The 26,975-nt window shown below is 41.9% G+C and carries 26 protein-coding genes and 1 other RNA gene; 4 read left to right on the top strand and 23 right to left on the bottom strand.

Annotation, left to right across the window (positions count from 1 at the left end; all coding sequences use genetic code 11):
* The first annotated feature begins 208 nt into the window (after nt 1-208).
* Nucleotides 209-562 carry a hypothetical protein gene (locus ACVR1G_RS07085; RefSeq protein ID WP_447452544.1) on the top strand — a complete coding sequence of 118 codons (354 nt, stop codon included), beginning with the start codon at nt 209-211 and terminating at the stop codon, nt 560-562.
* Nucleotides 563-766: 204 nt separating this feature from the next.
* On the opposite strand, the gene ACVR1G_RS07090 is transcribed toward ACVR1G_RS07085, so the two are convergent.
* The 21 genes from ACVR1G_RS07090 to yajC form a co-directional block, all read right to left on the bottom strand.
* Nucleotides 767-1,369, bottom strand: coding sequence for a P-loop nucleotide/nucleoside kinase family protein (locus tag ACVR1G_RS07090; protein ID WP_447452485.1), 603 nt, complete (start codon nt 1,367-1,369; stop codon nt 767-769).
* Nucleotides 1,362-2,237 carry a class II fructose-bisphosphate aldolase gene (locus tag ACVR1G_RS07095; RefSeq protein ID WP_447452486.1) on the bottom strand — a complete coding sequence of 292 codons (876 nt, stop codon included), beginning with the start codon at nt 2,235-2,237 and terminating at the stop codon, nt 1,362-1,364. The genes ACVR1G_RS07090 and ACVR1G_RS07095 overlap by 8 nt, the downstream gene beginning before the upstream one ends.
* A 2-nt stretch (nt 2,238-2,239) precedes the next feature.
* Nucleotides 2,240-2,629 carry a tetratricopeptide repeat protein gene (locus ACVR1G_RS07100; protein WP_447452487.1) on the bottom strand — a complete coding sequence of 130 codons (390 nt, stop codon included), beginning with the start codon at nt 2,627-2,629 and terminating at the stop codon, nt 2,240-2,242.
* 48 nt (nt 2,630-2,677) lie between these two features.
* Nucleotides 2,678-3,961, bottom strand: a complete 1,284-nt coding sequence (locus tag ACVR1G_RS07105; RefSeq protein WP_447452488.1) for a PTS sugar transporter subunit IIC — start codon at nt 3,959-3,961, stop codon at nt 2,678-2,680.
* A 27-nt stretch (nt 3,962-3,988) separates the two neighbouring features.
* Nucleotides 3,989-4,297, bottom strand: a complete 309-nt coding sequence (locus tag ACVR1G_RS07110) for a PTS sugar transporter subunit IIB (protein ID WP_447452489.1) — start codon at nt 4,295-4,297, stop codon at nt 3,989-3,991.
* Nucleotide 4,298: 1 nt separating this feature from the next.
* On the bottom strand, nt 4,299-6,380 hold the full coding sequence (locus ACVR1G_RS07115; protein ID WP_447452490.1) for a BglG family transcription antiterminator: 2,082 nt from the start codon (nt 6,378-6,380) through the stop codon (nt 4,299-4,301).
* Between the two features lie 184 nt (nt 6,381-6,564).
* Complete coding sequence (locus ACVR1G_RS07120; protein ID WP_447452491.1) at nt 6,565-6,930, bottom strand: PTS glucitol/sorbitol transporter subunit IIA; 366 nt, start codon at nt 6,928-6,930, stop codon at nt 6,565-6,567.
* Between the two features lie 77 nt (nt 6,931-7,007).
* On the bottom strand, nt 7,008-8,003 hold the full coding sequence (gene srlE / locus ACVR1G_RS07125) for a PTS glucitol/sorbitol transporter subunit IIB (RefSeq protein WP_447452492.1): 996 nt from the start codon (nt 8,001-8,003) through the stop codon (nt 7,008-7,010).
* 16 nt (nt 8,004-8,019) lie between these two features.
* Nucleotides 8,020-8,574, bottom strand: coding sequence for a PTS glucitol/sorbitol transporter subunit IIC (srlA, locus tag ACVR1G_RS07130; RefSeq protein ID WP_447452493.1), 555 nt, complete (start codon nt 8,572-8,574; stop codon nt 8,020-8,022).
* A gap of 14 nt (nt 8,575-8,588) precedes the next feature.
* Nucleotides 8,589-9,068: a transcriptional regulator GutM gene (locus ACVR1G_RS07135; protein ID WP_447452494.1), complete on the bottom strand. Its 480-nt coding sequence runs from the start codon at nt 9,066-9,068 to the stop codon at nt 8,589-8,591.
* Nucleotides 9,068-10,933, bottom strand: coding sequence for a BglG family transcription antiterminator (locus ACVR1G_RS07140; protein WP_447452495.1), 1,866 nt, complete (start codon nt 10,931-10,933; stop codon nt 9,068-9,070). The genes ACVR1G_RS07135 and ACVR1G_RS07140 overlap by 1 nt, the downstream gene beginning before the upstream one ends.
* Nucleotides 10,934-10,955: 22 nt before the next feature.
* Complete coding sequence (locus ACVR1G_RS07145) at nt 10,956-11,756, bottom strand: SDR family oxidoreductase (RefSeq protein WP_447452496.1); 801 nt, start codon at nt 11,754-11,756, stop codon at nt 10,956-10,958.
* A 469-nt stretch (nt 11,757-12,225) separates the two neighbouring features.
* A complete protein-coding gene (locus ACVR1G_RS07150) occupies nt 12,226-13,575 on the bottom strand; it encodes a glucose-6-phosphate isomerase (RefSeq protein ID WP_447452497.1) in 1,350 nt (449 codons plus the stop codon).
* Nucleotides 13,576-13,778: 203 nt separating this feature from the next.
* An RNA gene (gene ffs / locus ACVR1G_RS07155) (signal recognition particle sRNA small type) lies at nt 13,779-13,859 on the bottom strand.
* A 59-nt stretch (nt 13,860-13,918) separates the two neighbouring features.
* Nucleotides 13,919-14,434, bottom strand: coding sequence for a tRNA adenosine(34) deaminase TadA (tadA, locus tag ACVR1G_RS07160; RefSeq protein ID WP_447452498.1), 516 nt, complete (start codon nt 14,432-14,434; stop codon nt 13,919-13,921).
* Nucleotides 14,431-15,210 (bottom strand): MBL fold metallo-hydrolase, encoded by a 780-nt coding sequence (locus ACVR1G_RS07165; protein ID WP_447452499.1) that lies wholly within the window; start codon nt 15,208-15,210, stop codon nt 14,431-14,433. Before ACVR1G_RS07165 ends, tadA begins: the two co-directional genes overlap by 4 nt.
* Before the next feature lie 276 nt (nt 15,211-15,486).
* Nucleotides 15,487-17,349, bottom strand: a complete 1,863-nt coding sequence (locus ACVR1G_RS07170; RefSeq protein WP_447452500.1) for a proline--tRNA ligase — start codon at nt 17,347-17,349, stop codon at nt 15,487-15,489.
* 83 nt (nt 17,350-17,432) lie between these two features.
* Nucleotides 17,433-18,698 (bottom strand): RIP metalloprotease RseP, encoded by a 1,266-nt coding sequence (gene rseP, locus ACVR1G_RS07175; protein ID WP_447452501.1) that lies wholly within the window; start codon nt 18,696-18,698, stop codon nt 17,433-17,435.
* A 243-nt stretch (nt 18,699-18,941) separates the two neighbouring features.
* The gene (locus tag ACVR1G_RS07180; RefSeq protein WP_447452502.1) at nt 18,942-19,736 is read right to left on the bottom strand and encodes a phosphatidate cytidylyltransferase; all 795 of its coding nucleotides are present in this window, start codon (nt 19,734-19,736) and stop codon (nt 18,942-18,944) included.
* A gap of 11 nt (nt 19,737-19,747) precedes the next feature.
* Nucleotides 19,748-20,503, bottom strand: a complete 756-nt coding sequence (gene uppS, locus ACVR1G_RS07185) for an undecaprenyl pyrophosphate synthase (RefSeq protein ID WP_447452503.1) — start codon at nt 20,501-20,503, stop codon at nt 19,748-19,750.
* A 119-nt stretch (nt 20,504-20,622) separates the two neighbouring features.
* Entirely contained in the window at nt 20,623-20,985 is a 363-nt protein-coding gene (yajC, locus tag ACVR1G_RS07190; protein ID WP_447452504.1) for a preprotein translocase subunit YajC, read from the bottom strand.
* A 149-nt stretch (nt 20,986-21,134) separates the two neighbouring features.
* Here yajC and hslO point away from each other — a divergent pair, with 149 nt between their 5' ends.
* Genes hslO through ACVR1G_RS07205 form a run of 3 tightly spaced genes read left to right on the top strand, consistent with a single transcriptional unit; the run spans nt 21,135 to nt 23,914 of the window.
* Nucleotides 21,135-22,007 carry an Hsp33 family molecular chaperone HslO gene (gene hslO, locus ACVR1G_RS07195; RefSeq protein ID WP_447452505.1) on the top strand — a complete coding sequence of 291 codons (873 nt, stop codon included), beginning with the start codon at nt 21,135-21,137 and terminating at the stop codon, nt 22,005-22,007.
* A complete protein-coding gene (gene dusB / locus ACVR1G_RS07200; protein WP_447452506.1) occupies nt 21,994-22,974 on the top strand; it encodes a tRNA dihydrouridine synthase DusB in 981 nt (326 codons plus the stop codon). Before hslO ends, dusB begins: the two co-directional genes overlap by 14 nt.
* A 37-nt stretch (nt 22,975-23,011) precedes the next feature.
* A complete protein-coding gene (locus tag ACVR1G_RS07205; RefSeq protein ID WP_447452507.1) occupies nt 23,012-23,914 on the top strand; it encodes an SLAC1 family transporter in 903 nt (300 codons plus the stop codon).
* Nucleotides 23,915-23,970: 56 nt separating this feature from the next.
* Here ACVR1G_RS07205 and ACVR1G_RS07210 read toward each other — a convergent pair whose 3' ends face one another.
* The gene (locus tag ACVR1G_RS07210) at nt 23,971-26,415 is read right to left on the bottom strand and encodes an ATP-dependent Clp protease ATP-binding subunit (RefSeq protein ID WP_447452508.1); all 2,445 of its coding nucleotides are present in this window, start codon (nt 26,413-26,415) and stop codon (nt 23,971-23,973) included.
* Nucleotides 26,408-26,875 carry a CtsR family transcriptional regulator gene (locus tag ACVR1G_RS07215; RefSeq protein WP_447452509.1) on the bottom strand — a complete coding sequence of 156 codons (468 nt, stop codon included), beginning with the start codon at nt 26,873-26,875 and terminating at the stop codon, nt 26,408-26,410. Before ACVR1G_RS07215 ends, ACVR1G_RS07210 begins: the two co-directional genes overlap by 8 nt.
* Nucleotides 26,876-26,975 lie beyond the last annotated feature (100 nt).

Consider the following 26,975-nt stretch of genomic DNA (forward strand, 5'->3'; position numbering starts at 1 on the left):
CTTTTTATACTCTTTTAATTAATTGCGTTCTTTAGTAACGTTTCAGTTATATATTTCTGTTAATTTTAAAAAATCTATTGTTTTATTAAAAAGAACTTGTATAATAATTTCGTAAACACTAACATTTTATTAGGAAAGAGCTTTATGAAAAAAATCACTTACATATTAGCAGCTTTATTGGCTATTATCGCCTTTAATGCTTTTAGCAATGATTCAACTTCAACTAGTCACTCGGCGAAGTACTCCACAACCTCAAAAAGTTCTTCTGAAAGGGAAAATTTCAGCAACTGCTATAGCAGCGCAAGAGCAGCCGTCATCAATCCAAGAGAGTTCCTCCAGTGTGCAGTCAGAACCAGCACAAGAAGACCCTAAAATATTAGATGAAGAACAACCAAACCAAGAACAAGATAGAATAGTCTATGTGGCTCGCGATGGGACAGCTGATGTCTACTGGTACTCAATGGATAATATGCCTGCCGACACGAACCAAAGTCGAGTTGTTCAAATGAAAGAAAGCGACGCTATTGCAGCAGGAAAACGACATACGATGAAAGAATATTAATTATCTCCAAAAAATAGCTCCATCTTAACGAATGGGGCTACTTTTAGTCTCTGATAGCATCCTCTATTTGTTAAAGAGTCGGCATTTCCTACTTCAAAGAAAATCAGAAACAGACAAGAGGCCAAAGTGCAGTAATACTTTGTCCGATAGACTGGTGTCACTGACGTATAGTTTTGGTTTCCAAAGTGAGGCCGTAAATTAAAATTATAGTTTAACAAGGTAGGACAAAAGATCAGTGTAATCAACTTTTGCGAAGTCACTGACATCAAATTCAACTACCTGACCGAGTTCAAAATGGTTATAGTCTCTTTTGTTGAGGATATCTCGGAATTCATCTTTTGTAATGTGGTTATCCGCTAATTCGCGCTGAAGTAACTCATCACCATAGTGATAGTGAGTCATGATATGACTTAGGTGTCTGCTGTAGTCTCGATCACGCTGAAAGCGGCGGCTCCACAGAAGGTCAAAATCGGCAACCAGCCTTACAGTAAGGATATTATAACCGTATTTAGCGGCTAAGTCAGCTAAGAGAGGCTTTTGCTTATCAGAAAATGGATAGTCGCTAAGGATTATTTTTTGGCCAACCATCATATAAGCACCGATCGCCTGATAAAAAGACTGCCAAACGATTTGTTCCAACTGTGCCTTCTCTTCTAAGTTATTAAAACCGACACTGTCCGCAATAGTTTCTTTTAATTCATCAGGTGTAATTTTGTATAATTGAGGTTGGATTTCCATAATCTTCTTGACCAAATAGGTTTTACCTGTAGCAGGGGGACCTGCAATTAATATCAGGAATTTATCCATGACTGTTTCCTCGATTTAAAGGGCTATCAGCATTCATAAATAACAGAAGCTTGTGCTTTACAATTTCCTTGACCTTTTCATTACAAGGAATGATATTATGACGCAGCGATTTATTGACCTCTGTCGCTTCAAAATAACCTTTGGCTGTCTGTGTCCAGTTAACAAGCAATTCTGTACCGACATTAAATTTACGGATCCCATTATTAATGAGCTCAGCGTAATCTTCCTCTTTGACACCCGTACCGCCATGGATAACAAGCGGAACCTCAACAGATTCGTGAATTTTTTGAAGCAGGGGAACTTTTACATTTGTTTTTGATTTAAACTGGCCATGATTGGTCCCGATGCCTACAGCCAAAGCATCTACTCCCGTCTCAGCCACAAATTTTATAGCATCGCTAGGTCTGGTATATTCTTTGTCGTCTTCAGAAACAGAGATACCTTCTTCGGTTCCTCCGATTGTACCCAATTCTCCTTCTACAGAGACACCTCTGGCATGGGCATAGTCAACAACCGCCTTAGTTTTTGCGATATTCTCTTTAAAGGGAAGGTTTGAACCATCAAACATAACACTGGAATAGCCAGCTGCTATCGCATCTTGAATAGCCTTAAAATCTCGTGCATGATCCAGATGTAAGGCCACGTCTACCGGATTATTAGCTGCTAATTGCTTACAAACAGCGACTATGACATCATAGCCGATGTATTTGGCTGTATCTACGCTAGTTTGGATGACAATAGGCAGGCCAGTTTCTTTAGCGGCTCTGATCATTTCAGGTAGCATTTCCAAGTTATGCATATTAAATGCACCTACAGTCATATTTAATTTATCAGCATAATCTGTCAACTCTTTTAACGTTTTATACATTTTTAATCCTCCTTAGCTGTTAGGGTTACTTTCTTGGCAATATTACGCATTTCGTCCATTTTACTCATATAATATTCAATTAATTCATCATCGTGGGCCATAGCAGCTTCTTTTCGCCTTTGGTTATAGAGCGACATGAGTTTTTTATAGCCCTCCCCTATTGTCAGCTTAATGGATAAGCTTTTTTCCAAGTGAGCAATAGCCTCATCTTTCTTGGAAACTTTATCATAGAGCAGCCCCAGTTTTTCAAAATAGTCAGCATCGTCCAAATGTTGTTCTTGGTCTGCTAATAGCTGATTAATCTCCTTATTAAATTTTTCTAGCTCTTCTTCTGAATACTGAACCTTCGTACTTTCGGTAGTTTTTTGACTTTTTTTAAACAGTTTAAACATCGTATAATCACCTCTTCAACCCAGTTCCTTTAATATCAGATAGGGGCGTTAAAACATTTTGAAAATCGGACTTAATAGCCAGTAGTACAAGAGAGCTGCTGTAACCGTATCAACATCGGTAGCTGTCGCATTCACAAAACCAAGGGAGCTAAATGCTGTAACTAGTAGGGCAGGCAAAAGAGTGATGAAGAAGCCGTGGGCAATTCCCCCAATGATAGCTCCCCTGCGGCCACCTACAGCATTTCCAAATATACCTGCTGTACCGCCGGCAAAAAAGTTTGTTAGCATTCCGGGAAGAATCATGGCGAGACCAAATATCGGAAGCACAAACATGGCTATGACGGTACCAATCGTTGTTGTGATAAAACCAAGAATAACAGCATTTGGCGAATAGGGGAAGAAAACCGGACAGTCCAAAGCGGGAATAGCATCTGGCACTAACTTCATCGCAATACCGCGGAAGGCCGGTACTATTTCACCAAGAAGAAGGCGAACACCAGCAAGAAGGACATACACACCGACAACAAACTGAATAGACTGCAGAAATGCGTACATCAGATAATTTTGATTCCCTGTGTCAACAGCTCCTGCTCCTGCAAAGGCCGCCGTAATCAGATACAAGGGAACCATAACCACCATGACTGACAGATAAGTATCTTGTAAAAACTCAAAAGATTTAGGCATTTCAATATCTTCGATGGATTTTTTCTGGTCACCACGTTCGCCAAATAGCTTAGCAACTCCTGCTTCAAATAAATAGCCAATGGTACAAAAGTGTCCAAGTGCGATATCATCATTTCCCGTAACTTTACGGATAATCGGCTGAGCAAGAGCAGGCATAGCAACTGTAAAAATACCACCCACGACTCCGCCTATAAGGATGAGAAGAAAACCACGCAAACCGGAAAAATAGCCAAAAACTGTTGTCATCGTTGCCATCCAAAGCAGGGCCTGCCCAGTTAAAAAGATATAATTCCATTTAGTAAAACGAGCAATTAAAACATTAACAACAAATATGGCAAGGAAGGTTAAGGCGATCTCTCTACCCAAGCCTAAATCATTCATGGCTTGGCCGTTGATCGCTTCGATTGAAGGAACGATCCCATGTGTATGAAATCCAGCCTGAAAAATCTTCCCAAAATAAGTCAAACTGGAAACAATAATATTGGAACCAGCGCTCAATACTTGAAAACCTAGGAGAGTCTTTAAGGTTCCTGAGATAATTTGCCCTACTGATTTTTTCTGCAGAATCAGGCCGAGCATGGCGATTAAGGCGATGGTAATTGAGGCCTGGGTCAAAATATTATTGATGATAAAATTAATAATCCCCATAATTATTTCCTCCATTTAGACGAGTCATTACATAAAATGACGTTCTTTAAGCACAGGCAGTAGTTTTTCCTCTATTTCTTGACTGGACACGATATTTTTTAAAAAGATAATCGCTGTCTTTTCTTTATCAATTGAAAACTGGGCGAATTGCTTTTCAAAATTTTGAGCCGTAATAATAATATCCGGTCCGACTGACGCTGCTGTTGAAATATCTACATGATCCAGTTTAGCGTCAATACCATACTTATTCAGAACATCTTCTGCTGCCATTTGAGCAGCAAAGCTGGAACCTAAACCAGCTCCGCAAACAAATAAAATATTTAAATTTTTAGCCATCTTATTTTTCCTCCTCACTTCTTTCTTTAAATAAGATTTCCTTAACGGTTTCTAAGTCTGTCGCCCTTGTTAAGGCCTTAAGGTCATCCTCTTTCCTGATTAGATTGACCAGACTCTTCATAACATTCAAATGCGTATAAGAATCCGTAGCAGATAGGCAAAATATGACATGTACCGGATCATTAAACTCGTGACCAAAAACAACCGGCTTTTCAAATACGGAAAGACTCAATCCTAATTTTTGAGCCCCATCTTCTGGTCTAGCATGAGCTAAAGCAAGATGGGGGCCGATCACGATATAGGGGCCATATTGCTCAACACTGTCTATCATTGCCTGTATATAGTTATATGTGATGAACTCCTTGCTCAACAGTGGCTTAGCCACTCTTTCAATGGCTTCTTGCCAGGTAAATGTTTCTTTTTCAAATGAAATATTATCATCAGATAATACATCTTGAATCATAGGCTGCACCTCCCTCTTATTAATGTTTAACTTATTATGATTGAATAACTCCTCTAGACAAGTATAAAGCTCTTTACTTACCTCTCCTAAATGCCTTTCAATTAATCGTAATAAGTTCTGAAACATTTCTGTGTAGTCACTCTTGACAGATATTAATCGTCGATATTGACTATTATTCTCCAGAAAATTATGAACGAGTAACTTGGTCTCATCATTAAAGATAGAATCGAGTATAATCGTTGGTTTGGCTCTATAGTCAAGTTCTACTGTCGAAAAAACTAAATCGACATCAAACCTCTCAACTAAATCGATTTCTCGGCTGCTTAAGACCGCCAATACTTCAACATTGAAGTATTCCTTTAGATTTTCTGCTAGCAGCCGTCCCGTAGCAAGACCGTGATTGCAAATAACGACTGCTCTGTACCAATATTTATTATCCTGATTAAGCTCACTTAAAGCAGTTGAAAAATGTATTGTTAGGAAGGCTATCTCATCATCTGTAATACTTCCACCAAATTTATATTCTGCATTTTTTAGAAATTCTTCAACGACATGATAGACGAGACCGTAGGTCTGTTTTATTTTTTCCTTCAGAGGATTCGTGAGCTGTAGACCTCCCTTGATACGCTCTACCATACCTATCATATGAGTATACAGAGCCTCTTGAAGCTGAAATTCCTTCTTATTAAAGGGAATCCCTGTCCCATCTTCAACAAACTGAATAAATTGCAGGGTCAATAACTGCAGGTCCAGCCAGTTGAAGGGGCGGTAGTCATCTTCTCTTTTTAGGGTATTGAGGAGAAAATAAATATATTTTTTCTCCTCTGCATTAACATCAGGATATAAGCGAGCCGATACCACGTTAATATAATTTTGAATACGGTCTGTTTTTTCCCTTTCAGAATCTCTTTGTTTATCGGTATCCGAAATATACTTCCCTTGTTTCATTCGCTCAAGCCATATATAAGCCAGCAGATTAAAATTCGTTCGGTAATGGCTGACTTCCACTTTTGATATAAAGCGACTGTAACTATCATCTAAGTACTGTAACTGAGACTGGTTGATATATTTAAAAACGATATCCTTTTTGTCACTGTCGACTTCCAATAAGGCCGAGCTTAATATCGAAAAAAGCATTGTTCTGATAAACTGCTCTTTAGCTTGAAACTGCAGACCCTTTTTAGGAATACTCACAACTTTGACATGGTAGTGGGCCAAATTTTTTCGAACCTGCCGGATATCTTCATCAATTGAAGATTTTGAAATCTGGTAGGTCTCCTCCTTCTTGGTCAAAAAGACGGGGCTTGTTCCAAAGCCAATATCTAAAATTAAATCAAGCACTCTCTCCTCTCGCCTTAAATATTTAAATGATGAACAGCCTTCCTTATTAAATTCTTTTAGCTGTTGGATTTCATCTCTTGTTAAATTTAGCATCACTCCTTTGGATCGGATGGTTTTCACCGAGGGTAATCGGCACTGTATCAACGATTCATCAATTGCGGCAAGGTCGTTGCGAATCGTTCTCTCGCTGACCTCAAATTCATTTGATAGATACTTTATGGTCAGTGGTATCTGCGAATTTAGCAATCGATTTAAGACGGCACGAGCTCTTTCCTTCATCGTTCTTTCCCCCATCTACTTAGATTATAAAGCGCTTCCATCATATTAAAAAGTAGATCTTTTTTCAAAAAAAATTTGCAAAAACCTCTACACAAAAACCCCCTCTTACCTTGAATAGATTATTCAAGGCAAGAGGGGGTTAGCCGTTTAATGCTAAATTACCTATATTAAACAGCTGTCCAGACTAATCCCAAAATTGCACTAGCGTTCCTGATGACAGCTGAGGCAAACCATTTCCTTCAACGTGAAGCGTCCCTGGCAAGGTTTTCTCTTTGGAACCATCAAAGGAGATTGTGATATGACCTAAATTTTTGAGATTCGTCTCAACTAGATCTCCAACTGCAGTAATACGATACTCTTGCGTATCGATTAAAACTTTCCCGTCACTCTTTAGGCTACCAGTAAGATTATTATTATCAATTGTAAAGCAGAATTCTGCTAAATCTGCCGGCGCTCCTTGGCCAAATAATATCAGCATATTGGCATCTTCTACCATACTTTGGGCTTCTGGACCAACTGCAGCCACTCTTGTTTCAAAAATTTTTGACATACCTTCTCACTTTCTAATCACTTGATTATATATAATAATTTCCTCTATTGACCCGCATTTATTCACCACTGCTGCTATCAATAAAGCCCAATACTGGCTACCCAGGCAACGATAACGCGAGGGACGCCGTTAAGAAAGCGTGAATAGAGAACAGAAGGCACACCGACCTCAACAGTTTCCGCTTCTGCTTCCGCTAAACCTAAACCAACAGGGATAAAGTCACAGCCATTTTGAGTATTGATCGCAAATAGGGCTGGCAGAGCCATCTGAGGAGGAATATTTCCTTTACCGATCTCGGTACCAATCAGAGCACCAACTAATTGGGAAATGACAGCACCAGGCCCTAAGAGCGGAGATAAGAAAGGCAAAGAACATATAAAACCAAGAAGGATTAATCCCCAAATATTCCCGGCCAAGGGGCTAAGGACATGGGACAGCCAATTACCAACGCCTGTTCCATTAATGATACCAATAATCAAGGAAACAAAGGCCATGAAGGGAAGGATGGTATTTAGCATCGTTTGAATAGCATCACGCGCAGCCTGATTGAAAATGGCAACTACTCTACCAGCTCCCATACCAATACGGGCAATAAAACTAGATTCAGCGCGCTGTTCCGTAATTTTCTTGCTGGTATCATAACTGGCTCCTTTTTCCTCTTCGACTACTTCCGAAGCCGCTTCTGTTACAGATTCATCTGCTTCAACAGGTGAAATTTGCTCCAACCCAACAGCAGAAACATAAATATCCTCTGTGATATATTGAGCCAGAGGGCCTGACTTTCCTGTTGCAACGATATTGATTGTTTTAATGCCTTTTTTAGGATAGATACCGCAACGAAGAGTCCCGCCGCAGTCAACAATAGCTAAAGCCACTTCTTCATCTGGGATGGATGTTTGAAAGCCGTTAACAGCTTCCATGCCTGTAAGTTCTGCAATTTTATCAACAATTTCAGGCTTTTCACCGCCACCAGTAATATAGAGAAATTTATGCTTTGCATCGGTAGGTGTAATCACCAATGGTCCGCCGAAACCACCGTTGCCTTTTACGACTCTAATACTTCTATAGGCCATTTTTCTACCTCTTTTTCTACTTATTTGACAATTCAACTTTCTTACTCAAGGTGATTCCTTGTTGCTTAGATACATAGGCTGTTGTAAAGTCAGTCACCCAGCCGCCGATGAAATTCATAAGGAGACCCACTAACAAGTAGCGGATCGCTAGAGGGATTGTACTCAACCCTAGTGCTTCAATTCCTGAGGCTACCCCTAACCATACGAATAATTCACTAGGATTAATATGTGGGAAGACCCCATTTGACGTGTGACAGAACTGCATCTGTGCGGCTATGTAACTGGGTTTATAATATTCAGGAACAAAGCGTCCCATACTTATGGCCATCGGATTCCCTAGCATAAAAGCAGCAAAGAAGGGGAGGATAAGATAGCGTGTCACTGGGTTCTTAGCAGATAATTCTCCCAGTTTATTCATGCGTTCTTCGCCAACTAAGGCAATAAGGGCATTCATGGCAATCAACAGCATGAGGACTTTGGGAACGATTCCTGTCAACCATCCGACGAAATTTTCACCACCTAGTTGGAATAGGTTCATGAAGCCTTCAATTAATTTTGTAACATGATTCATGGTTTTTAACTCCTTTATTTTTTCTTAAACTGTAATTTTAGCCGCTGAGGCAATAGCTTCAGCTGTGTCGTCGCATCAACTAGAGGAGGCGCCTTAGGAAGATCTTTATAGGTACCGGCTTCTGTCCTTAAGAAGACTTCGCGGGCATCCTCAATGGCGATACGCAACAGCTTATTTTCTTTACGTACCAGCGGGTTATAGTAATCAAAATAATGAATATCCTGTCCCAGATAATCTGGCATATCTTTAAATTGTGCGGCTATGGTCACCCCTTGCATTTTCTTAGCAGCAAGAACCTTGCCGTTACTATCAATAGCAAACATCACGATGGTTCCTGATTTTAATTTCCCCGACCGGCGCCCAATAGCTACACGGCCTTTTTGACGCAGAGTGCTATATACCTGATTAAAATGTTTGATTTGCTTTAGCCCTAACAGGATCTGCATAACATAAGCAGACACAATGACTATTCCCAGTATAAGTATTGAATCCATTAAAATACTCCTTTGCTTTTGGTTAAGGCAATAAAATCGGACTCCGTTTTCACAGGTCGTAAAGCCTCTTTGAGGCTATCATTATTGGCAATTCTAAAAATATCATCATAGAGTTCTAACAATTCTGTTTCTATTTGCTTATCCAGCTTTTGCGGAATAGCTACAAGGAAAATAAATTCCAGTTCAGTGGTCTGTGTTGGCAAGGTATCTTGCAGAACTCCTAACATTAAGATTGGCTTATCTGCTAGGTGATTGATAGCATGAGGAAAGGCAATACCATTGCCAAAAATTGTTGACTGCTGCCTATCACGTTCCAAGATGCGCTTGCCAAAATCATCATCAACCAAATGTTCTTCTCTCAAAACAGCTGTCATCTCGATTAAACAGGCTTTGTATGACTTCGCTTGTTTTAGGTGTATAAATCTAAGGACAGTTGTCTCTAAATCTTTCTGATGGTAGGTCTTAATCTTTTGCCAAATGTCACGAAGCCAATGGTCATCAAAAAGATTGGTTAATTGAATAACAGGGGATTTTAAGTTCCCATATTTTAGCGGAACGGTTGTAAAGATAGCAAAGTAATTATCATCGGCTTCCGGCTTAAAATTTTCCTCAGAATATTGAGTAATCTCCACATCATTGCCAAGAACATTCTTTAATTGGCGTGCTATCATTGCAGCTGTTCCCAGACCTGTTGTACAGACTACTGCAACTTTGCGGCTGGATCTTTCTTGTGTTTGATTAGAATCACGAAGGATACTTTCAAAATAAAGGGCTAAATAGCTGATTTCTGAGACATCTACTGGGTAGGCAAATATTTCCCTCAGCAGACTAGCAGCAACTTCAGCCATTTTAAAAGCAAGAGGAAACTTGTTTTGAATTTCACCGTGAAAAATATCGCTAGCTGGCACATGAAAGACCAAACGATTGAGTAAGAATTTCAGATGGGTATAAATATCAGTAAGCAACTTTTCATCATTAAAATCAACATCCAGAGTCCCTCTAACACGCTCAACCATATCTTGATAGAGAGCTATGATTTGAGCGTTTTCAATTGTACAATACTCCAAGCCCGCTATAGACTGAATATTCAAAGGAAAGCTTAGGAAATCCTGTTCGTACTGTCCAAGAGAGATTTTATAAGTCATTTCAAGGTGATAAACTAGCTCATCCATAATCTGCGAACCTTTCAATTCGTTGATGTAGTAAGGAATTGGATGAGTCAGGAACTTTCCTCGCCTAAGACGGGCAATTGTGATCGCAACCACCTTGATTAGGAGATCTTGAATTTTTCTCGGTAGTTGAAATTTTTGACAGAGTTCCTGTAAGAAAAAGCCAGTCTCATTTTTTAACGTTTCTGAACCGAAATAAGCGTAAACATGTTGACTGTAAAACAGCCGTAAGTTTAGCTCATCACCAAAGACTTCTAAGCCTCTGTTTGGACGTCCTGAAATTTCAACTTGGTAGTCTTTGGCCAGCTCTTTAACCTGCTTTAAATCCTTGTTAATGGTTGTGCGGCTGACGCCTATTTCTTCAGCTAAATCATCAATCAAAAGAGGCTTAGTACTCTGTAATAAGCGTTTGATGAGATAGGAAGCCCGCCTGCTGGAAGAGTTAAAGTCGCTCTCCTTGCGCAAACTGCCAGATAAAATCTCCTCCAACCTAGCATAATCAGCTACCTCCAAGAATAGACTATCATCTCTTTGTACTACCTGAACATCGGCATCTAAAATATCGTTTAGCTGATCAATACTGCTTCTTAGCGTTTTAGTGCTGATGCCTAGGTTTTTTCGCACCTCTTCGACCGTAACTTGGTGTTGTGAAACCAAGAGATTTAAAATTCGGTACCATCGATTAACTAGTGCCACCCTTAAACCTCACTTTTAATTATTATCCGCGAGTTTTTCCTCCAGCCACGTTAATCGTAACGCCTGTAATGTAACTCGAACGCTTGGAAATCAGATAAGCTACGAGGTCAGCCACTTCGCTTAAGTGACCGCTGCGACCAAGAGGAGTCGTACTTGTAGAAGCGTAGCTTGCACGAATTTGTTCAACTGTTTTTCCCCTAGTATAGCCCAAGGCCTCTTCGTAGGCAAGTGTTCTCAGTCCTGTAGCTTCCATGATACCAGGTGCTACTCCGACAACACGAACGCCGTGTTTCCCAAGTTCCTTAGCCCAAGAGCGGGTATAGCTGTAAACAGCTGCCTTTGTGGCAGCGTAGGCACTCTGTCCCTCAGAGCCCTCAAGACCTGCCTCCGAAGCCATATTTATAATAACACCATCTCCTTTATTGACTAAGATGCGTCCAACAGCCTGACTGACAAGATAGAGCCCCTTTTGATTAATCATGGTAATCTTTTCAAAGATTTTATCATCAAGTTCATATTGCCCATAGGGATCTTTGGGATCAACCAAGAGGCGGGGAATATTAATACCAGCGTTGTTGACAAGGGCATCTATGGTGCCAAAATGTTCAACAGTCGCTGCCACTGCTGCTTCAACCTGTTCACGTGAGGTTACATCTACTTTTTGAAATAAAAAATTATCGTGCTTTTTATTCTTATCTGCAATATCAAAATTCACAACATTGACACCAAGTTCCAGCAGCTCATCTACAACTGCTTCCCCAATTCCCGATGAAGCCCCCGTAACAATAACTGTCTTACCTATAATATTCAACCAATCTGCCATTTTCTTAACTCCTTTAACTAGGTATAAGAACTGAGACTCTGACTAAGAAATTCGAGACAGTAGTAGCGCTCACTCTTACTTATTTCAGGCTCAGCTCTCGTCCATTTATTTTTAACGACTTAATTATAAAACGCTTTCAAGATAAAATTAAGACACATTTTTCCCAGGAATTTAGAAATTTTGTGTACTAATATGATGCTTTTCATCAGATTAGATTTTTACAGCATAGCGACTAGGTTCGGTTATAGTTACTAAGGCCAACAGCTCAGGCAATTAAACACTGGTTTTCTAGTTTACCACCTAACGTGTTGCACTTGACTTGACCATTAACACAGCTATTCTCATAAAAAATGGGCAGCTGATTGCTATATCTCAATCAAAAACCCCTAGGGTCGGATAAAAACTCCGACCCTAGGGGTTGATGAGACATTGGTACAGACTCTCAGTTCTTTTAAAAAGTTTGATATTCTTATAGACGCGCATTCAGTTCAGCACTCAGGTCTTCAAAACCTGGTTTACCCAGCAGGGCAAACATATTTTTCTTATAGGCTTCAACACCAGGTTGGTCAAAAGGATTCACACCGTTGAGATAACCTGAAATAGCAATAGCAATTTCAAAGAAATAAATCGTATAGCCAAGTGTAAACTCATTTTGTTCAGGGATTGTCAGGTAGGTATTTGGAACACCACCGTCTGTATGAGCCAGCAAGACACCATCTGTTGCTTTCTTATTGACAAAATCAACATCTTTACCTTGAAGATAGCCGAGTCCATCAAGATCTGCCTCTTCATTTGGAATAGTGATATTTTTACGTGGTTTATCAACACGGATAACGGTTTCGAATAGATTGCGATAGCCTTCTTGGATGAATTGACCAAGTGAATGAAGGTCTGTCGAGAAGTTAGCCGATGTCGGGTAAATTCCTTTTTGATCCTTGCCTTCTGACTCACCAGCTAGCTGCTTCCACCATTCGCTAAAGTATTGCAGGGATGGTTCGTAATTCGCAAGAACCTCTGTCACATAGCCTTTTCTATAAAGAATATTACGGATAGCTGCGTATTGGTAAGCCTGATTTTCAGCAAGGTTATCTGAAGAATATGCTTTGCGTGCTGCGTTAGCACCTTCCATCAATTGGGTGATATCTGCACCGCTTGCAGCAATAGGAAGCAGACCAACTGGTGTCAAGACGGTGAAACGTCCCCCTACGCTATCTGGGACAACAAAAGTTTCCCAGCCATTGGCATCGGCTTCAACCTTGACAGCTCCTTTTACTCGGTCGGTCGTAGCGTAGATACGCTTGTTGGCTTCATCTTGACCATATTTTTTAATCAAAAGTTCCTTGAAGACACGAAAAGCAATCGCTGGCTCTGTAGTTGTTCCTGATTTAGAAATAACATTGACCGAAAAATCCTTGTCAGCTACATAGTCCACAAGGTCTGCCAGATAGTTGGAGGAAATAGAGTTACCGGCATAGAGGATTTGTGGATTTTTTCGCTCTTGAGCCGTTTGCAGATTGACAAAAGAATTATTCAAAAAATCAATTGCTGCACGGGCACCAAGGTAAGAACCGCCGATACCGATCACAATGAGGACATCGCTATCGGATTGGATTTTTTCTGCTGCTTTTTGAATACGGGCAAATTCTTCTCTGTCATAATCTTCAGGCAGGGTGAGCCAGCCAGTCATTTCAGCGCCTGGACCAGTACCATTGCGCAAAGCAGCATCTGCTGCCGTAACCTGCATTTGCAAGTAATCTAATTCATGCGGTTCAATGAACTTATTTAAAACCTTTGAATAATCAAATTGAATATGAGTCATGATTTTACTCCCTTTTAAGTCAATATACCTTACTAGTTTACTCTTTTCTACCCCAATTTTCAATCTTTTTCGCTAAAAATCAAGGGCTGGGGCAGGGTGGCAAGGAGATAAAACTCACTAAGCAGAATGTCAATGGCTTGAAAAATCACTTTTCTGCTCCTAACCGTCATACATGCCACCGTCCCCATAGCTTTGTGCAACATAAAAAAGAGCACACATCCTGCATCGCTTAGGGCTGCTGGATTCCTCCCCTGACCCACTTCACGCGAAGATGTTGCTCCAAAGCTTATTATATCATAATTTGATATAACTGCAAATGATTTTATCCTTCTCATTGCAGGCATTATTCCTTCAATTTTTCATCGCTAGGCTGAAGTCCCTCTTTAACTTTTTTACCGCGCCGCTGACGAAAAAAACTCTGCATAATCTGAGCACAGTCAGCTTCCAAGATTCCAGATTCTACCTGAACACGATGATTGAGGCGCTCATCAGCCAGAATATTGTAAAGACTCCCAGCTGCACCAAACTTTTGATTGGCGGCACCGTAGATTACCCGAGGAATACGAGCCAGTCCAATAGCACCGCTGCACATGACACAAGGTTCAATTGTGACAAAGAGGGTACTCTCCAGCAAGCGCCAGTTTTTTTCTGTTTGATTGGCTTGATTGATTGCCATAATTTCAGCATGCATCACTGCTTGATTGCATTCTTCACGCGCATTGTGACCGCGGCCAATGATCCTGCCATCTTTAACAATAACACAGCCGATAGGTATTTCCTCTTTAGCTAGAGATTGCTGAGCCTCCTTTAGCGCTTCTGCCATGAAAAGCTCTTTTTGAGCTTGTGTTAAATCGATCATTGCAGGGCTCCCAAGTCCCAAGTTTTATGCGGATGAGCTAGCTCAACTGGCACAGAAGCTGCATAGTTCTGTGTCTGCTCTTGCAAAACAATCAGATGGCGCGAAGCATCAATACCTTCTGGCGGCAGAGGAGGCACATGAGTCAAGACAAGCTGCCTTACTCCTGCTTCCAGAGCAATTTGTCCTGCTTCCTTAGATGTCAGGTGAGCCATATGATTTTCGTTACCTTCATAAAGGTAAACATCGGCTAAGAAGAGATCAGCGTCCTTAGCAAAAGCAGCTAAAGCATCAAGATAGCCGGTATCACCTGTAAATACAAGAACCTGACCAGTCTCACGCTCTTTTATACGAAAGGCATAACAAGGTACTGGGTGCACTGTCTTAATAAAGGTAATATCAAATGGACCAATCTCCTGAACACCATTGACATCATAGGCTATTCCTTGGGATACACCATCTAGAGATAACTTACTAAACTCATAGCTATCTTCATTATGTCCATAGATCGGTAAAACCTTTGGCTCCCAAAGATGCTTAGGATAGAGCTGAAAATAATGACGGAGCACACCCAGATCTGCGACATGATCGGGATGATAATGGCTGATAAGAACAGCATCTAAATCCAGAGGGCTGATTTCCTTTTCCAATTCGGTTACGGCACGGCTGCCACAATCCATTAGAAGCTGGAAACCATCGCGACCTGTAAGTAGATAGGAGGTCGTTCCACCATCTTGATAGGGGTAAGCTCCCCAACAACCAAGTGTTGTTAATTTCATACAATCACCTTCTTTACATTCGTAGGTCTATTATAACAAATAAAAAGGAGTAACAGTATTCCTCCTCCTTTAAAAAATTTCTTTTAAAGGGGAACAGTTCGATTTATGTCACTGTAACCGTCAAAAAAGAGGCGGAACTTTTGTCCCAGCCTCCGTAAAACTTATAGATAATAGTTATCACATGTGTTTCTGATATTGAGTTTATAGGTTGCTTATTTTTTCTGTGAGGGAGGACAAAGCCATCGTGAAAGTTCGTCCTGCCCTCTGGAAATCTATCTATTTTGATTCTTTTGCCAAGATGTCAAGAGTTTCCAGAAGATTTTCAGCATGGACTTCGATCGTATCTCCGGTTGCTTTTATTTTAACTTCGACTACACCTTCAGTAGCCTTTTTACCGACAGTCACACGGATTGGCAGGCCTATGAGATCACTATCTGAGAATTTAGAGCCGACACGCTCATTACGATCATCCGTTAAAACTTCGTAACCTGCCGTGGTCAATTGACGCTCGATTGCCTGAGTCAGATTTTGGGCGTCATCATCTTTAGTATTGACGGTAATGAGATGGACATCAAATGGCGACAACTCTTTAGGGAAGTTAATTCCCCAAGCAAAGCGATAGGCTCCTTTTGGAGTCTTATTAATAAAAAGACGTGCATGCTGTTCAATCACAGCCGACAGAATACGACTGACTCCTATGCCATAGCTGCCCATGATTATCGGAACGGAACGGCCATTCTCATCCAGGATATTAGCCCCCATGCTTTCTGAATAACGTGTCCCAAGTTTAAAGATATGTCCAATTTCTATACCTCGGGCAAATTGAAGCTTACCTTGTCCGTCAGGAGAGACCTCCCCTTCTTGAACCTCACGAATATCAACATACTCACTTGGGGTAAAGTCACGCCCAGGGTTAACACCAACCAAGTGATAACCATCTTGGTTAGCGCCAACGACAGCATTAGCTAGACCCTCCACCTTACGGTCGGCAATAATGGTAACTTCTTCTGGTAGGCCAACAGGTCCTAAAGAGCCAAAGCTAGCACCAAAAAGCTTTTGTGCTTCTTCCTCACTAGCTGCTTCTAAGAAGGCAGCCCCCAGATGATTCTTAAGTTTGACATCATTGACCTGATCGTTGCCGACTAAAAGGGCGACAACCGGTTTCTCATCGGCTATGAAAAGCAAGGTCTTAATCGTTTGCTTCTCCTCCACTTGCAGGAAGGCAGCTACTTCATCAATTGTCTTACAGTTTGGCGTCTCAACCTTACGCATCTCCTCTTGAGCCACTACAGCTGTACTAGGCTTGTACTGGCTGGTAGCCATCTCTAAGTTCGCTGCATAGGCAGACTCGCTCGAATAAACAATCGTGTCCTCACCGGACACTAGCCATTTGTTGAGTTCCTCCTTAATTTCTGCTAGAACATCCTCTGGAATTTCTTCAATGGAGCTGATGGATTTATCCAGAACCAACCAGTGGCTAAGGTCAGTACGGTCTGGTGTTACAGCCATGAATTCCTGACTATCTTTTCCTCCCATAGCACCACCATCACCGATAATTCCTTTGAAATCAAGCCCTGCACGCTTAAATATAGCTTCGTAGGCCTTGCGATAATCTTCATAGGTTCTATCTAAACTATCATAGTCGGCATGGAAGCTATAGCCGTCTTTCATAATAAATTCGCGAGTGCGCAGGAGCCCATTGCGAGGACGTTTTTCATCACGATATTTTGGCTGAATCTGGTAGAGATTCATAGGCAGCTGTTTATAGGACTTAATAGTATCACGCACAACGGATGTGAAGGTTTCCTCATGGGTCGGGCCCAAGATGAAGTCTGCTTGGTCACGATTTTTCAGCTTATAAAGATCCTCCCCATACGTTTCATAACGGCCTGATTCCCGCCAAAGATCAGCAGTCAGGAGGGCCGGAGCCAGCATTTCTACAGCACCAATCTTATCAAATTCCTGACGCATAATGCCCTTGAATTTTTCTATCACACGATTAGCCAAGGGAAGATAAGAATAGACACCTGATGTTACCTGACGAACATAGCCAGCACGCACCATCAAAGCGTGGCTGATGACTTGAGCATCACTGGGCATTTCACGCAGGGTTGGAATCAGCATTTGAGATTGTTTCATGGTTAATTGTTCGGCCTCAGTAAGTCAGCAGCTGAGGCCTTCCTTTCACATATATTTTTTTAGTTAGATCAAGACGAATTTTCTTAGAAGAAGGCCCGCATAATATCATTCCAAGTTACAGCAACCATGAGTACAAGCATAATTGCCACACCTACTAAGGTGATATAGGTTTCAGTTTCTTGTTTCAAAGGTTTGCGGCGCAAAGCCTCAATGATATTGATAAGAATCTTACCACCATCCAAGGCAGGAATCGGAAAGAGGTTGACAACACCCAAATTCATGGATAACATCCCCATTAGGTAGAGGACATTGACAAATCCTGACTGAGCGGCCTGACCGACAGCTTGATACATAGCTACTGGGCCACCTAACTTGTTGAGGCTAAAATGAAGAACGAGATTGCCGAGGGCTTTGATAAGAGCCGTCATAGCTAATAGGGCCTGTTGGAAGCCGCCTGTCAGCTTATCCCAAAACCCTGTTTTCAAAGATTGTTGTACGCCAATCAGATAGCTATCGCCGACCTTTTTGGGTTTAACCTTGATGGTTTTAGTCTGATTATCACGATTCTGAATCTTTAGAGTAATCTTACTATCTTTTTTGAAATGCTTAGTAGAAGCTGTTACAGCCTTTGTTAGATCATCCCAGTTATCAACCTTACGGCCAGCAATCTCTAGCACCTTGTCACCGCTTTTAATACCAGCCTGCTGGGCAGCGCCGCCATCAGCCACACGGACTATATTAGTATCGGGGTTGGGTACGCCACCTTGGATAAAAGCCAGCAGAATAAAGACGATTGTCCCTAAAATAAAGTTGTTCATGGGACCTGCAAAATTTGTTATCATTCGCCCCCAGACACTGGCATTTTGATACTGCACATCTAGAGGAGCAATCCGTAATTCCGTGCCGTCTTCTTCGACAATCGTCGCATCGTGATCAACTGAGTAAGTTTGGGACTCATCTAATGTAAGTCCTGTGATTGTCAGTTTATCTTCTAAATCATAACTAGTCACATTTATGGGCAGACTGTTATTATCCAACTGCTTATCTGACAGGTTGATACGGGTAACCTTCCCCCGCTCGTTTAGGCTCAGACTGACTGGTGTGCCAGTCTTAATCTCAGTTGCATCATCCCCCCAGCCAGCCATGCGGACATAACCGCCTAAAGGAAGCATTCGGACGGTATAGACAGTGCCATCCTCACCCGTGTGGGCAAAAATTTTCGGTCCCATACCAACGGCGAATTCTCGTACTAAAATACCCGATTTCTTAGCAAAATAGAAGTGCCCAAATTCATGAACAACAACTATAATTCCAAAAACTACGATGAAGACAATAATATTTAGCAGCATTTCATACCTCATATTTAAACAAAAAGTGTTTCCCATATTGAGCATACAGAAAACAGGTCTAAAAGACAGCGGCAGATTGATTATTCCACCCTATTAGGGTAAAGCAGACAACCTAGATCAGGACGATTGCCTGTACTTAAAAAGCCCAAAGAGAAGCACATGTAAGCAAAACAACAAAACCAGAGCTGTATAAAACACAGCAGATTAGAATATAGGATACTAATTTGCTTTTTCAAGGAGGCATTAGAATAATCCAAAGAAGTGCATGATTGGAAAAACAAAAATCATACTATCAAACCGGTCTAAAATACCACCGTGTCCAGGTATTAATTTCCCAGAGTCTTTCACACCAAAGTGACGTTTAATAGCACTTTCGACTAAATCTCCAAACTGAGCAAAGATACTAAACACAACAACCAGAATCATGGTCACAAGGAAAGATCTTGGGCTGTAAATAGACTTATCAGTCAGCATAAAAATCAAAGAAACAATTAAAGCTGACAGGATTCCGCCCAGACTTCCCTCAATGGTTTTATTTGGAGAAATCTTAGGCATGAGCTTGTTTTGACCGAATTGGCGGCCAATCATATAGGCACCGATGTCCGTTGCCCAAACAATGAAGATGGCAAAGAGTACCTTAGTGACACTGTCAAGACGAGCCGTAATTAAATTTTGAAAACCAAAACCAATGTAGACAGCTGAAGCAATAGGAAAGACAGCATCATCAAATGAATAGGCATCACTATTAAGAACAGTACCCGCTAAAATCATAAAGCTGATAAGGCCAAAGCAGGTCCAACTGGCGTCCAAGGGCAGGAAAAGCAAATAATTCCCAATCGGTACAGTCAGGACGAAAGCTGCCAGCATAGCCAAGACCCCCTCAAAAGAAAAGATTTCTAATCTCTTCATCTTGAAGAGCTCTGACATGGCTATCATGGCTAAAAGTCCGACAAATAGCTGAAAAGGGAGGTTCCCGATAACCAGAAAGGCTAGAAAAATAGCTCCAGCAATCCCTCCGTAAATCACACGTTCACGCATACTTAACTCCTCTATAGACCGCCGAAACGCCTTTTACGGCGGTTAAATTCTGCAATAGCCAAAACCAGTTGTTCCTCATCAAAGTCAGGCCAAAGCACACTGGGGAAATAAAACTCACTGTAGGCTGCCTGCCAGATTAGAAAATTACTCAGGCGTAATTCACCACTCGTCCGAATAATTAAATCGGGATCCCGGTAGAGAAAGGGCAGACTATTGGTCATCAAGTGACGAGATATCAGGTCTTCATTGATATCATCAAGAGTCAGTTTATTTTCCGACACTTTTTGAGAAATAGCTTTGACAGCCCCAGCGATATCAGCACGTCCCCCATAGTTAAGGGCAAAATTCAAGATTAGGCCTGAGTTATGCTGTGTTTTCTCAACAGCTCTCTGCATAGCATCAAATGTAGCCACTGGGAGCTTGCTCGTATCGCCAATAACCTGGATGCGGACATTATTAGCATGAAGCTCCGGAACATAAGTATCGAAAAATTCAACTGGCAGGTTCATAATGAAATTGACCTCATCATCCGGACGAGACCAGTTTTCTGTTGAAAAGGCATAGACCGTTAAGACCTTGACACCTAAGTCTGAGGCCTTTACAGTCACCTTTTGCAGGGCATCCATACCAGCCTTGTGCCCCATAACGCGCGGCTGCAGGCGTTTCTTGGCCCAACGGCCATTTCCATCCATGACAATTCCTATATGCTTGGGGATCTTTTCAAGGCTTGCTGCCTCTTCTTTTTTCTTAAATTTAAATATAGCCATACTCCTTAGAATTTTACCATAAATTAAGTAAGTTTGCACCTGTGGCTACTAGGAAAGCAAACAAAAAAGGGATGAAAAACATCGTCATCCCTTACTAGGTCACAACTGATTTATAAATCTCAGCCCTCTTCAATGGCCGTCTCTGCCTCATCGGTTGTATCAGCCTGCTTGCTTTCTTCTTGTTCGACTGCGGCTGTATTATCTGTTGCTGCATTTTGTGCTGGTGAGGAAATCACTTTAAAAATGCTGCGTTCAGCAAAAGTCAAATAAACACCATCAGCATCCAGAACTATGCGCTGATTTTCCTTATCTACTTCGTCTACTTCGGCAATTAAGCCGCCGATCGTTTCAACCACAGCACCTTTAACTAGGTTATTTTTCATGTTTTCACGCTCTTGTTTTTGGCGTTTTTGATTACGTGATGAAAAAAGCATCATTCCTGCTAAAATGATTAAGAGAATAATAATTGAACTGTATTGCATATTAGGGTCCTCCAAATGTTTCAGTACTGTTAACTATACCAGATTTTGCAAAGGCAAGCAAGAAAATATGATATGAGTATTATTAAGTAACACTGCAACAAGCTGAGAATACTCTCTGACAACTTCATTTATGCTATAATAAGGGCACTATGGATAAATTAATTAAAACAATAGCCAGTTCAGGCTCATTTCGCGCTTATGTACTGGATAGCACTGAAACGGTACGCACTGCCCAAAAAAAACACCACACCCTATCGTCATCAACAGTCGCTTTGGGACGTACCTTAATTGCCAATCAGATTTTAGCTGCTAATCAAAAAGGAAGTGCAAAAGTTACCGTCAAGGTCATCGGTAACAGCTCTTTTGGTCATATTATTTCAGTCGCTGATACAGCAGGACAGGTCAAGGGATATATTCAAAATCCAGGTGTTGATATTAAAAAGACTGCAACCGGCGAGGTCTTAGTCGGCCCTTTTATGGGACAGGGACAGTTTATATCTATTATTGATTATGGAACAGGACACCCCTATACATCAGCTACCCCTTTGATATCTGGTGAAATTGGTGAAGATTTCGCCTACTATTTGACCGAAAGTGAGCAAACTCCGTCTGCTGTGGGACTCAATGTTCTTTTGGATCAGGATGATAAGGTTGAGGTCGCCGGTGGCTTTATGCTGCAGGTCCTGCCTGATGCGAAGGAAGAAGAGATTGCGCGTTTTGAAAAACGTATTCAAAATATGCCCGCTATTTCCAGCCTTTTAGAAAGAGACAACCCTACTCAGGCTCTGATTGAGGCTATTTATGGCGAAGATGATTATAAAGTTCTTTCCGAAGAGAAGCTAAGCTTCATCTGTGACTGCAGCCGTCAGCGTTTTGAGGCGGCTTTGGGAACCCTGCCCAAAGAAGAATTGCAGGCAATGAAAGACGAAGATCAAGGTGCAGAAATCACCTGCCAATTTTGTGGAACCATCTATCAATTTACTCAAACTGACTTGGAGGACATTATCAATGACAAAGCTTAATTCATCATTTATGATTGGAAATGTTGAAATCCCCCACCGTACTGTTTTAGCGCCTATGGCTGGAGTAACGAACTCTGCCTTTCGAACCATCGCTAAAGAGTTCGGGGCTGGCTTGGTTGTCATGGAGATGGTCTCAGACCGGGGTATCCTCTATAATAACGAAAAAACCTTGCACATGCTTCATATTGACGAAGGCGAGCACCCAGTCTCTATCCAACTCTTTGGTAATGATGGTGAGAGCTTGGCTCAGGCGGCAGAATTTATCCAAAAAAATACCAAGGCCGATCTTGTCGACATCAACATGGGGTGCCCTGTCAACAAAGTTGTCAAGAATGAGGCTGGAGCTATGTGGTTGAAGGATCCCGATAAGATTTACAAGGTTATCAAGACTGTAAAGTCTGTCCTTGACCTTCCCTTAACTGTCAAAATGCGGACGGGATGGTCGGATAACACTCTGGCGGTCGAAAACGCTCTAGCTGCCGAAGCAGCCGGAGTATCCGCTTTGGCTATGCACGGTCGTACGCGTGAACAAATGTATACTGGCAGCTGTGACTATGACACACTGGCACGTGTCGCTAAGGCCATTAAAACCATTCCTTTCATCGGAAATGGTGATATCAAGACAGTGGAAGACGCCCGTTTTATGCTTGAAGAAATAGGAACTGATGCTGTCATGATTGGCCGAGGGGCCCTAAACAATCCTTACCTTTTTACACAAATCAACCATTTCTTTGAAAGCGGAGAAATCCTAGCAGATTTAACCTTTGCTGAAAAGTTGGACATCGCCTTTGAGCACTTGACACGGTTAGTTACGCTTAAAGGAGAAGATATCGCCGTACGTGAATTCCGTGGTCTGGCACCTTACTACCTCAGAGGAACATCGGGTGCTGCTAAAATCCGCGGAGCTGTTGCTCGCGCCAACAGTTTAGCACAAGTCAAAGAAATCTTTGAAGCTGTTCCAAACTGAGTGGCTCCTAATGCTGCCCCCCGCACAAGGAGAATTTATGAAGCAATCACTGCCCCTAGCTTTGACTGGGTTATTACTGGGAATGACCGCTTTAGTTAACTTAATCGGGAAATTTGTCAGCCAGCCAATCGCCCAAATGCTATTAATTCTTACAGTCATTCTATGGTTGATTTTAACAGGTTATCTCATCAGCCATCAAGAGGATTGCCGAAAGCAGTTAGCAGACCTCCTGCCAGCATCAACCTTTCCAACCTACTTTATGGCTATGATGCTGTCCCCCTTAGTTCTACCTTTGCCTAAACTAGCTCTGACGCTGATTTGGACTGCGGGGCTTATCGGGCATCTAAGCTTTCTGCTCCTTTTTACAAAGTTAGCCTTGACTAAACCTAGCTGGAAAACACTTTATCCTGGTTGGTTTGTCATCTATGTAGGACCAGCTGCTGCTTCTATTTCAGCAAGAGTCATTGACCAAACAAACATTGGGTGGGCTATTTTTTACCTGACCTCTCTAGCCTATGTTATCTTAATGCTGCTTCTACTTTATCGCTTAGTCAAGTGGCCGCTGCTCCCTGCGCAGATTCCCAATGCTGCTATTATGGCGGCCCCCAGCTCCCTCTTACTTCTGGCTTTGCTTCAGCTTTCTCCAAGTTACTCTGGTATCATGGTAAGCTGGTTTCTTATTTTGTCGCAGGGATTTTATTGGGGGACGGTAATTTTTCTAGCCAAACAGATCAAAACTTGGTTTGTTCCAACTTTTTCTGCCTTTACCTTTCCTAGCGTCAGCACAGCAACTGCCCTAGTTCTCAGCCTTATGCGTCTTAAATTAAATGATGGTTGGCTATTGAGGCTGAGTCAGTTTGAAATTTTATTAGCCACGGTTGTTGTTGCTTATGTTGCTATCGGCTACCTTATCTATTTTAATTCTAAAAAAGCATCTTAGGTTTAAAATCTAAGATGTTTTTTCTTTTCTGTCTGTCGTACTGTAGTCATTCTGATTTAGGCAATAGTAAACTTTAACTTACCATTGTGGCTGCCGATTTTCAGTGTTGCCCCTGTTTCAAGCTCACCTGAGAGAAGCAATTCTGACAATTTATCTTCTACCTGCGTTTGAATGCTGCGACGCAGAGGACGGGCCCCCATTTCAGGATCATAACCATGCTCAGCTAGAATTTTAAGAGCTGCTGGCTGTACCTTGAGAGTCATCCCTTTATCAGCCAAGGCTTGCTCCAAAGGTTGCATCATCAATTTGACAACTTGCCGAATATCTTCAGGTGTTAAGTTATGGAAGACAATTTTTTCATCGATTCGATTGATGAATTCTGGTCGATAATTTTTCTTGAGTTCTTCCATGATGCGTGACTGCATAGCATCATAATCTTGACTGAGCGCTTTAGCACCAAAACCAACTGTCTTATCATCACGCAAGGCCGTTGCCCCCAAATTGCTGGTCATGATGATTATGGTGTTGGAAAAATCAACCTTGCGTCCCCGGCTATCGGTCAAGACCCCATCATCCAAGACCTGCAGCAAAACGTTGAAAATATCTGGATGGGCCTTTTCAACTTCATCAAAAAGGAGGACAGAATAAGGCTTTTGGCGAACCTTTTCTGTCAGTTCTCCACCCTCGTCGTAGCCAACGTAACCTGGAGGGGCGCCATTGAGGCGACTGGCCGCAAATTTCTCCATATATTCAGACATATCAAAGCGAATAAGAGCAGATTCATCATCAAAAAGGAGTTCTGCTAGAGCCTTAGCCAGCTCGGTCTTTCCGACCCCCGTTGGCCCAAGAAACATAAAGGAACCGATCGGACGTTTGCCTGTACGGATACCTGATTGATTGCGACGAATAGCACGTGCTACGGCAGACACAGCGTCGTTTTGACCAATCACTCGCTTATGCAGCTCCTTTTCCAAACTGAGGTAGCGTTTATTGTCCGCCTGTGTCATCTTTTCAACGGGGATACCCGAGAGCTTGCTGAGGGTACGCATAATATCATCATCTGTGATAGGACTTGGTTCAGGCTTGTCAGCAACCTCTGAATCTTGCTCAAGAAGTCTACCGACAGAACGAAAATCACCAGCCAGCAAGGCTTGATCAGCAGATGTTAGAAACTCAGGTGCTGATTTTTTTACCGTATTTTGGACACCAGCGCTGGTTTCATCTAAAAGATCAATAGCTGAATCAGGTAGATTCTTGCTAGTTAAGTAACGGTGGGCAGCCTTGACAGCCGTTAAAGCGGCTTGGTCAGAAATTGTAACATTGTGGTAGTTCTCGTAACTACCTTTCAATCCTAGGATAATCTGGTAAGCCTCATCTACTGTTGGTTCCTCGATTAAAACTTTAGCAAAACGGCGAGAAAGAGCGGCGTCCTTTTCGATATGTTTGGAGTACTCCTCTTGGGTTGTTGCTCCAATCATATGCAGACTACCACGCGCTAAGGCCGGTTTCAAGATATTAGCAGCATCTAAGGTACTGTCAATACCACTACCAGAACCCATAATGGTGTGAACCTCATCAACAAAGAGAATGATATGACCATCAGTTTCTACTTCAGCAATAATTTGGTTCATGCGCTCCTCGAAATCACCGCGAAAACGGGTCCCAGCTACTACTGACATCATATCCAATTCCAAGACACGGAAATCAGCCAGCTCATAAGGAACCTCTCCTTCCACAATGCGCTGAGCCAGTCCGTAAGCCAGAGCCGTCTTTCCGACACCAGCATCACCGACTAAAACCGGATTGTTTTTAGTTTTACGGCTGAGAATCTGAAGCATACGGGTCACTTCTTCGTCTCGACCAATAACCTTTTCCAGCTGGCCGCTTTCAGATAAGGCGGTTAAGTCACGAGTGAAATCTGCCAGCTCTCCGGGACTAGCTTGGGGAGTCATCATATTATTAAAATTGCTACTGCCACTTTTCTTAGGTTTGGTCAGCTCAAAAATAGCCTTGATATCATCTTTGGTAAGACCGGCATAGCGTTCCAAGACCTTACGTAAATCAATTAAGCGGAGCTGGGCATCGCCTTCATCCTGTGTCAAAAAACCAGCCTGTTCCAAAATACGCAGGGCCATATTATCACGCGTCAGCAAGAGAGACATCAAAACGTGCTCGCTGCCAATTTCATCAGCTTTCACGGCCTGAGCAATCTGACCGGCATAGTCTAAAACACGCCTCAAGCCCAGTGAAGCAGTTAGAATATGCTGGGCATTAACAGTTCGCAGGGGCTTACGACGCATGATCAGAGTAGCAGCGTCCTCATATTCATCTAAATCAATCTTATCAGCAAAATCTGCCAAAGTCAGACGGGCGACTGTTTCATCAATATCGGCCATAGCCAACAAAATATGCCATGTTTCCAAATATTGACTCTGAAAACGAGCCGCTTGATACTGGGCACGCCCAAATATCTCTTGCATTTTCAGGGAATAATCAGTCATAAGGATTTCCTTTTCTATCTAATCGTTGAATAATCTTTTTGAGCATACGAGCACGAATGTGCGGTGCATCGTCACCTAAAACAGCATCTGAAGATGAAGCTAGAATGATGTTGCCTTCACGTTCACTGATTATATCTTGGTCATAGAGCTGCTGAATGAGATCATCAAAAACCTGTTCACTAATACTCTCACCAATAGAATTAGCCAATGCCCCGAGGAGATGGTGCTTATCAGAGAAAGCTACCTTAGCGATACGGATGTAACCGCCCCCACCACGTTTGCTCTCAACAACATAGCCCCTGCTTTCCGTGAAGCGGGTCTTGATTACGTAATTGATTTGGCTGGGTACAACATCAAATGAATCTGCTAAGTGCGAGCGCTTAAGCTCCGCAATTCCCGACTGAGCTAGGATCTTTTTGATGTACTCTTCAATACTATCTGAAGTATTTTTTATAGGCATAGACTACCCTTCCTATCTTTGACTAACTTTGACTATTATACCTCAAAAAGACAATTTTGGAAAGTTAAAAGCATGCAATGATAAGAAATCTCAAGTGATT

This window comes from Streptococcus dentasini (assembly GCF_053206945.1).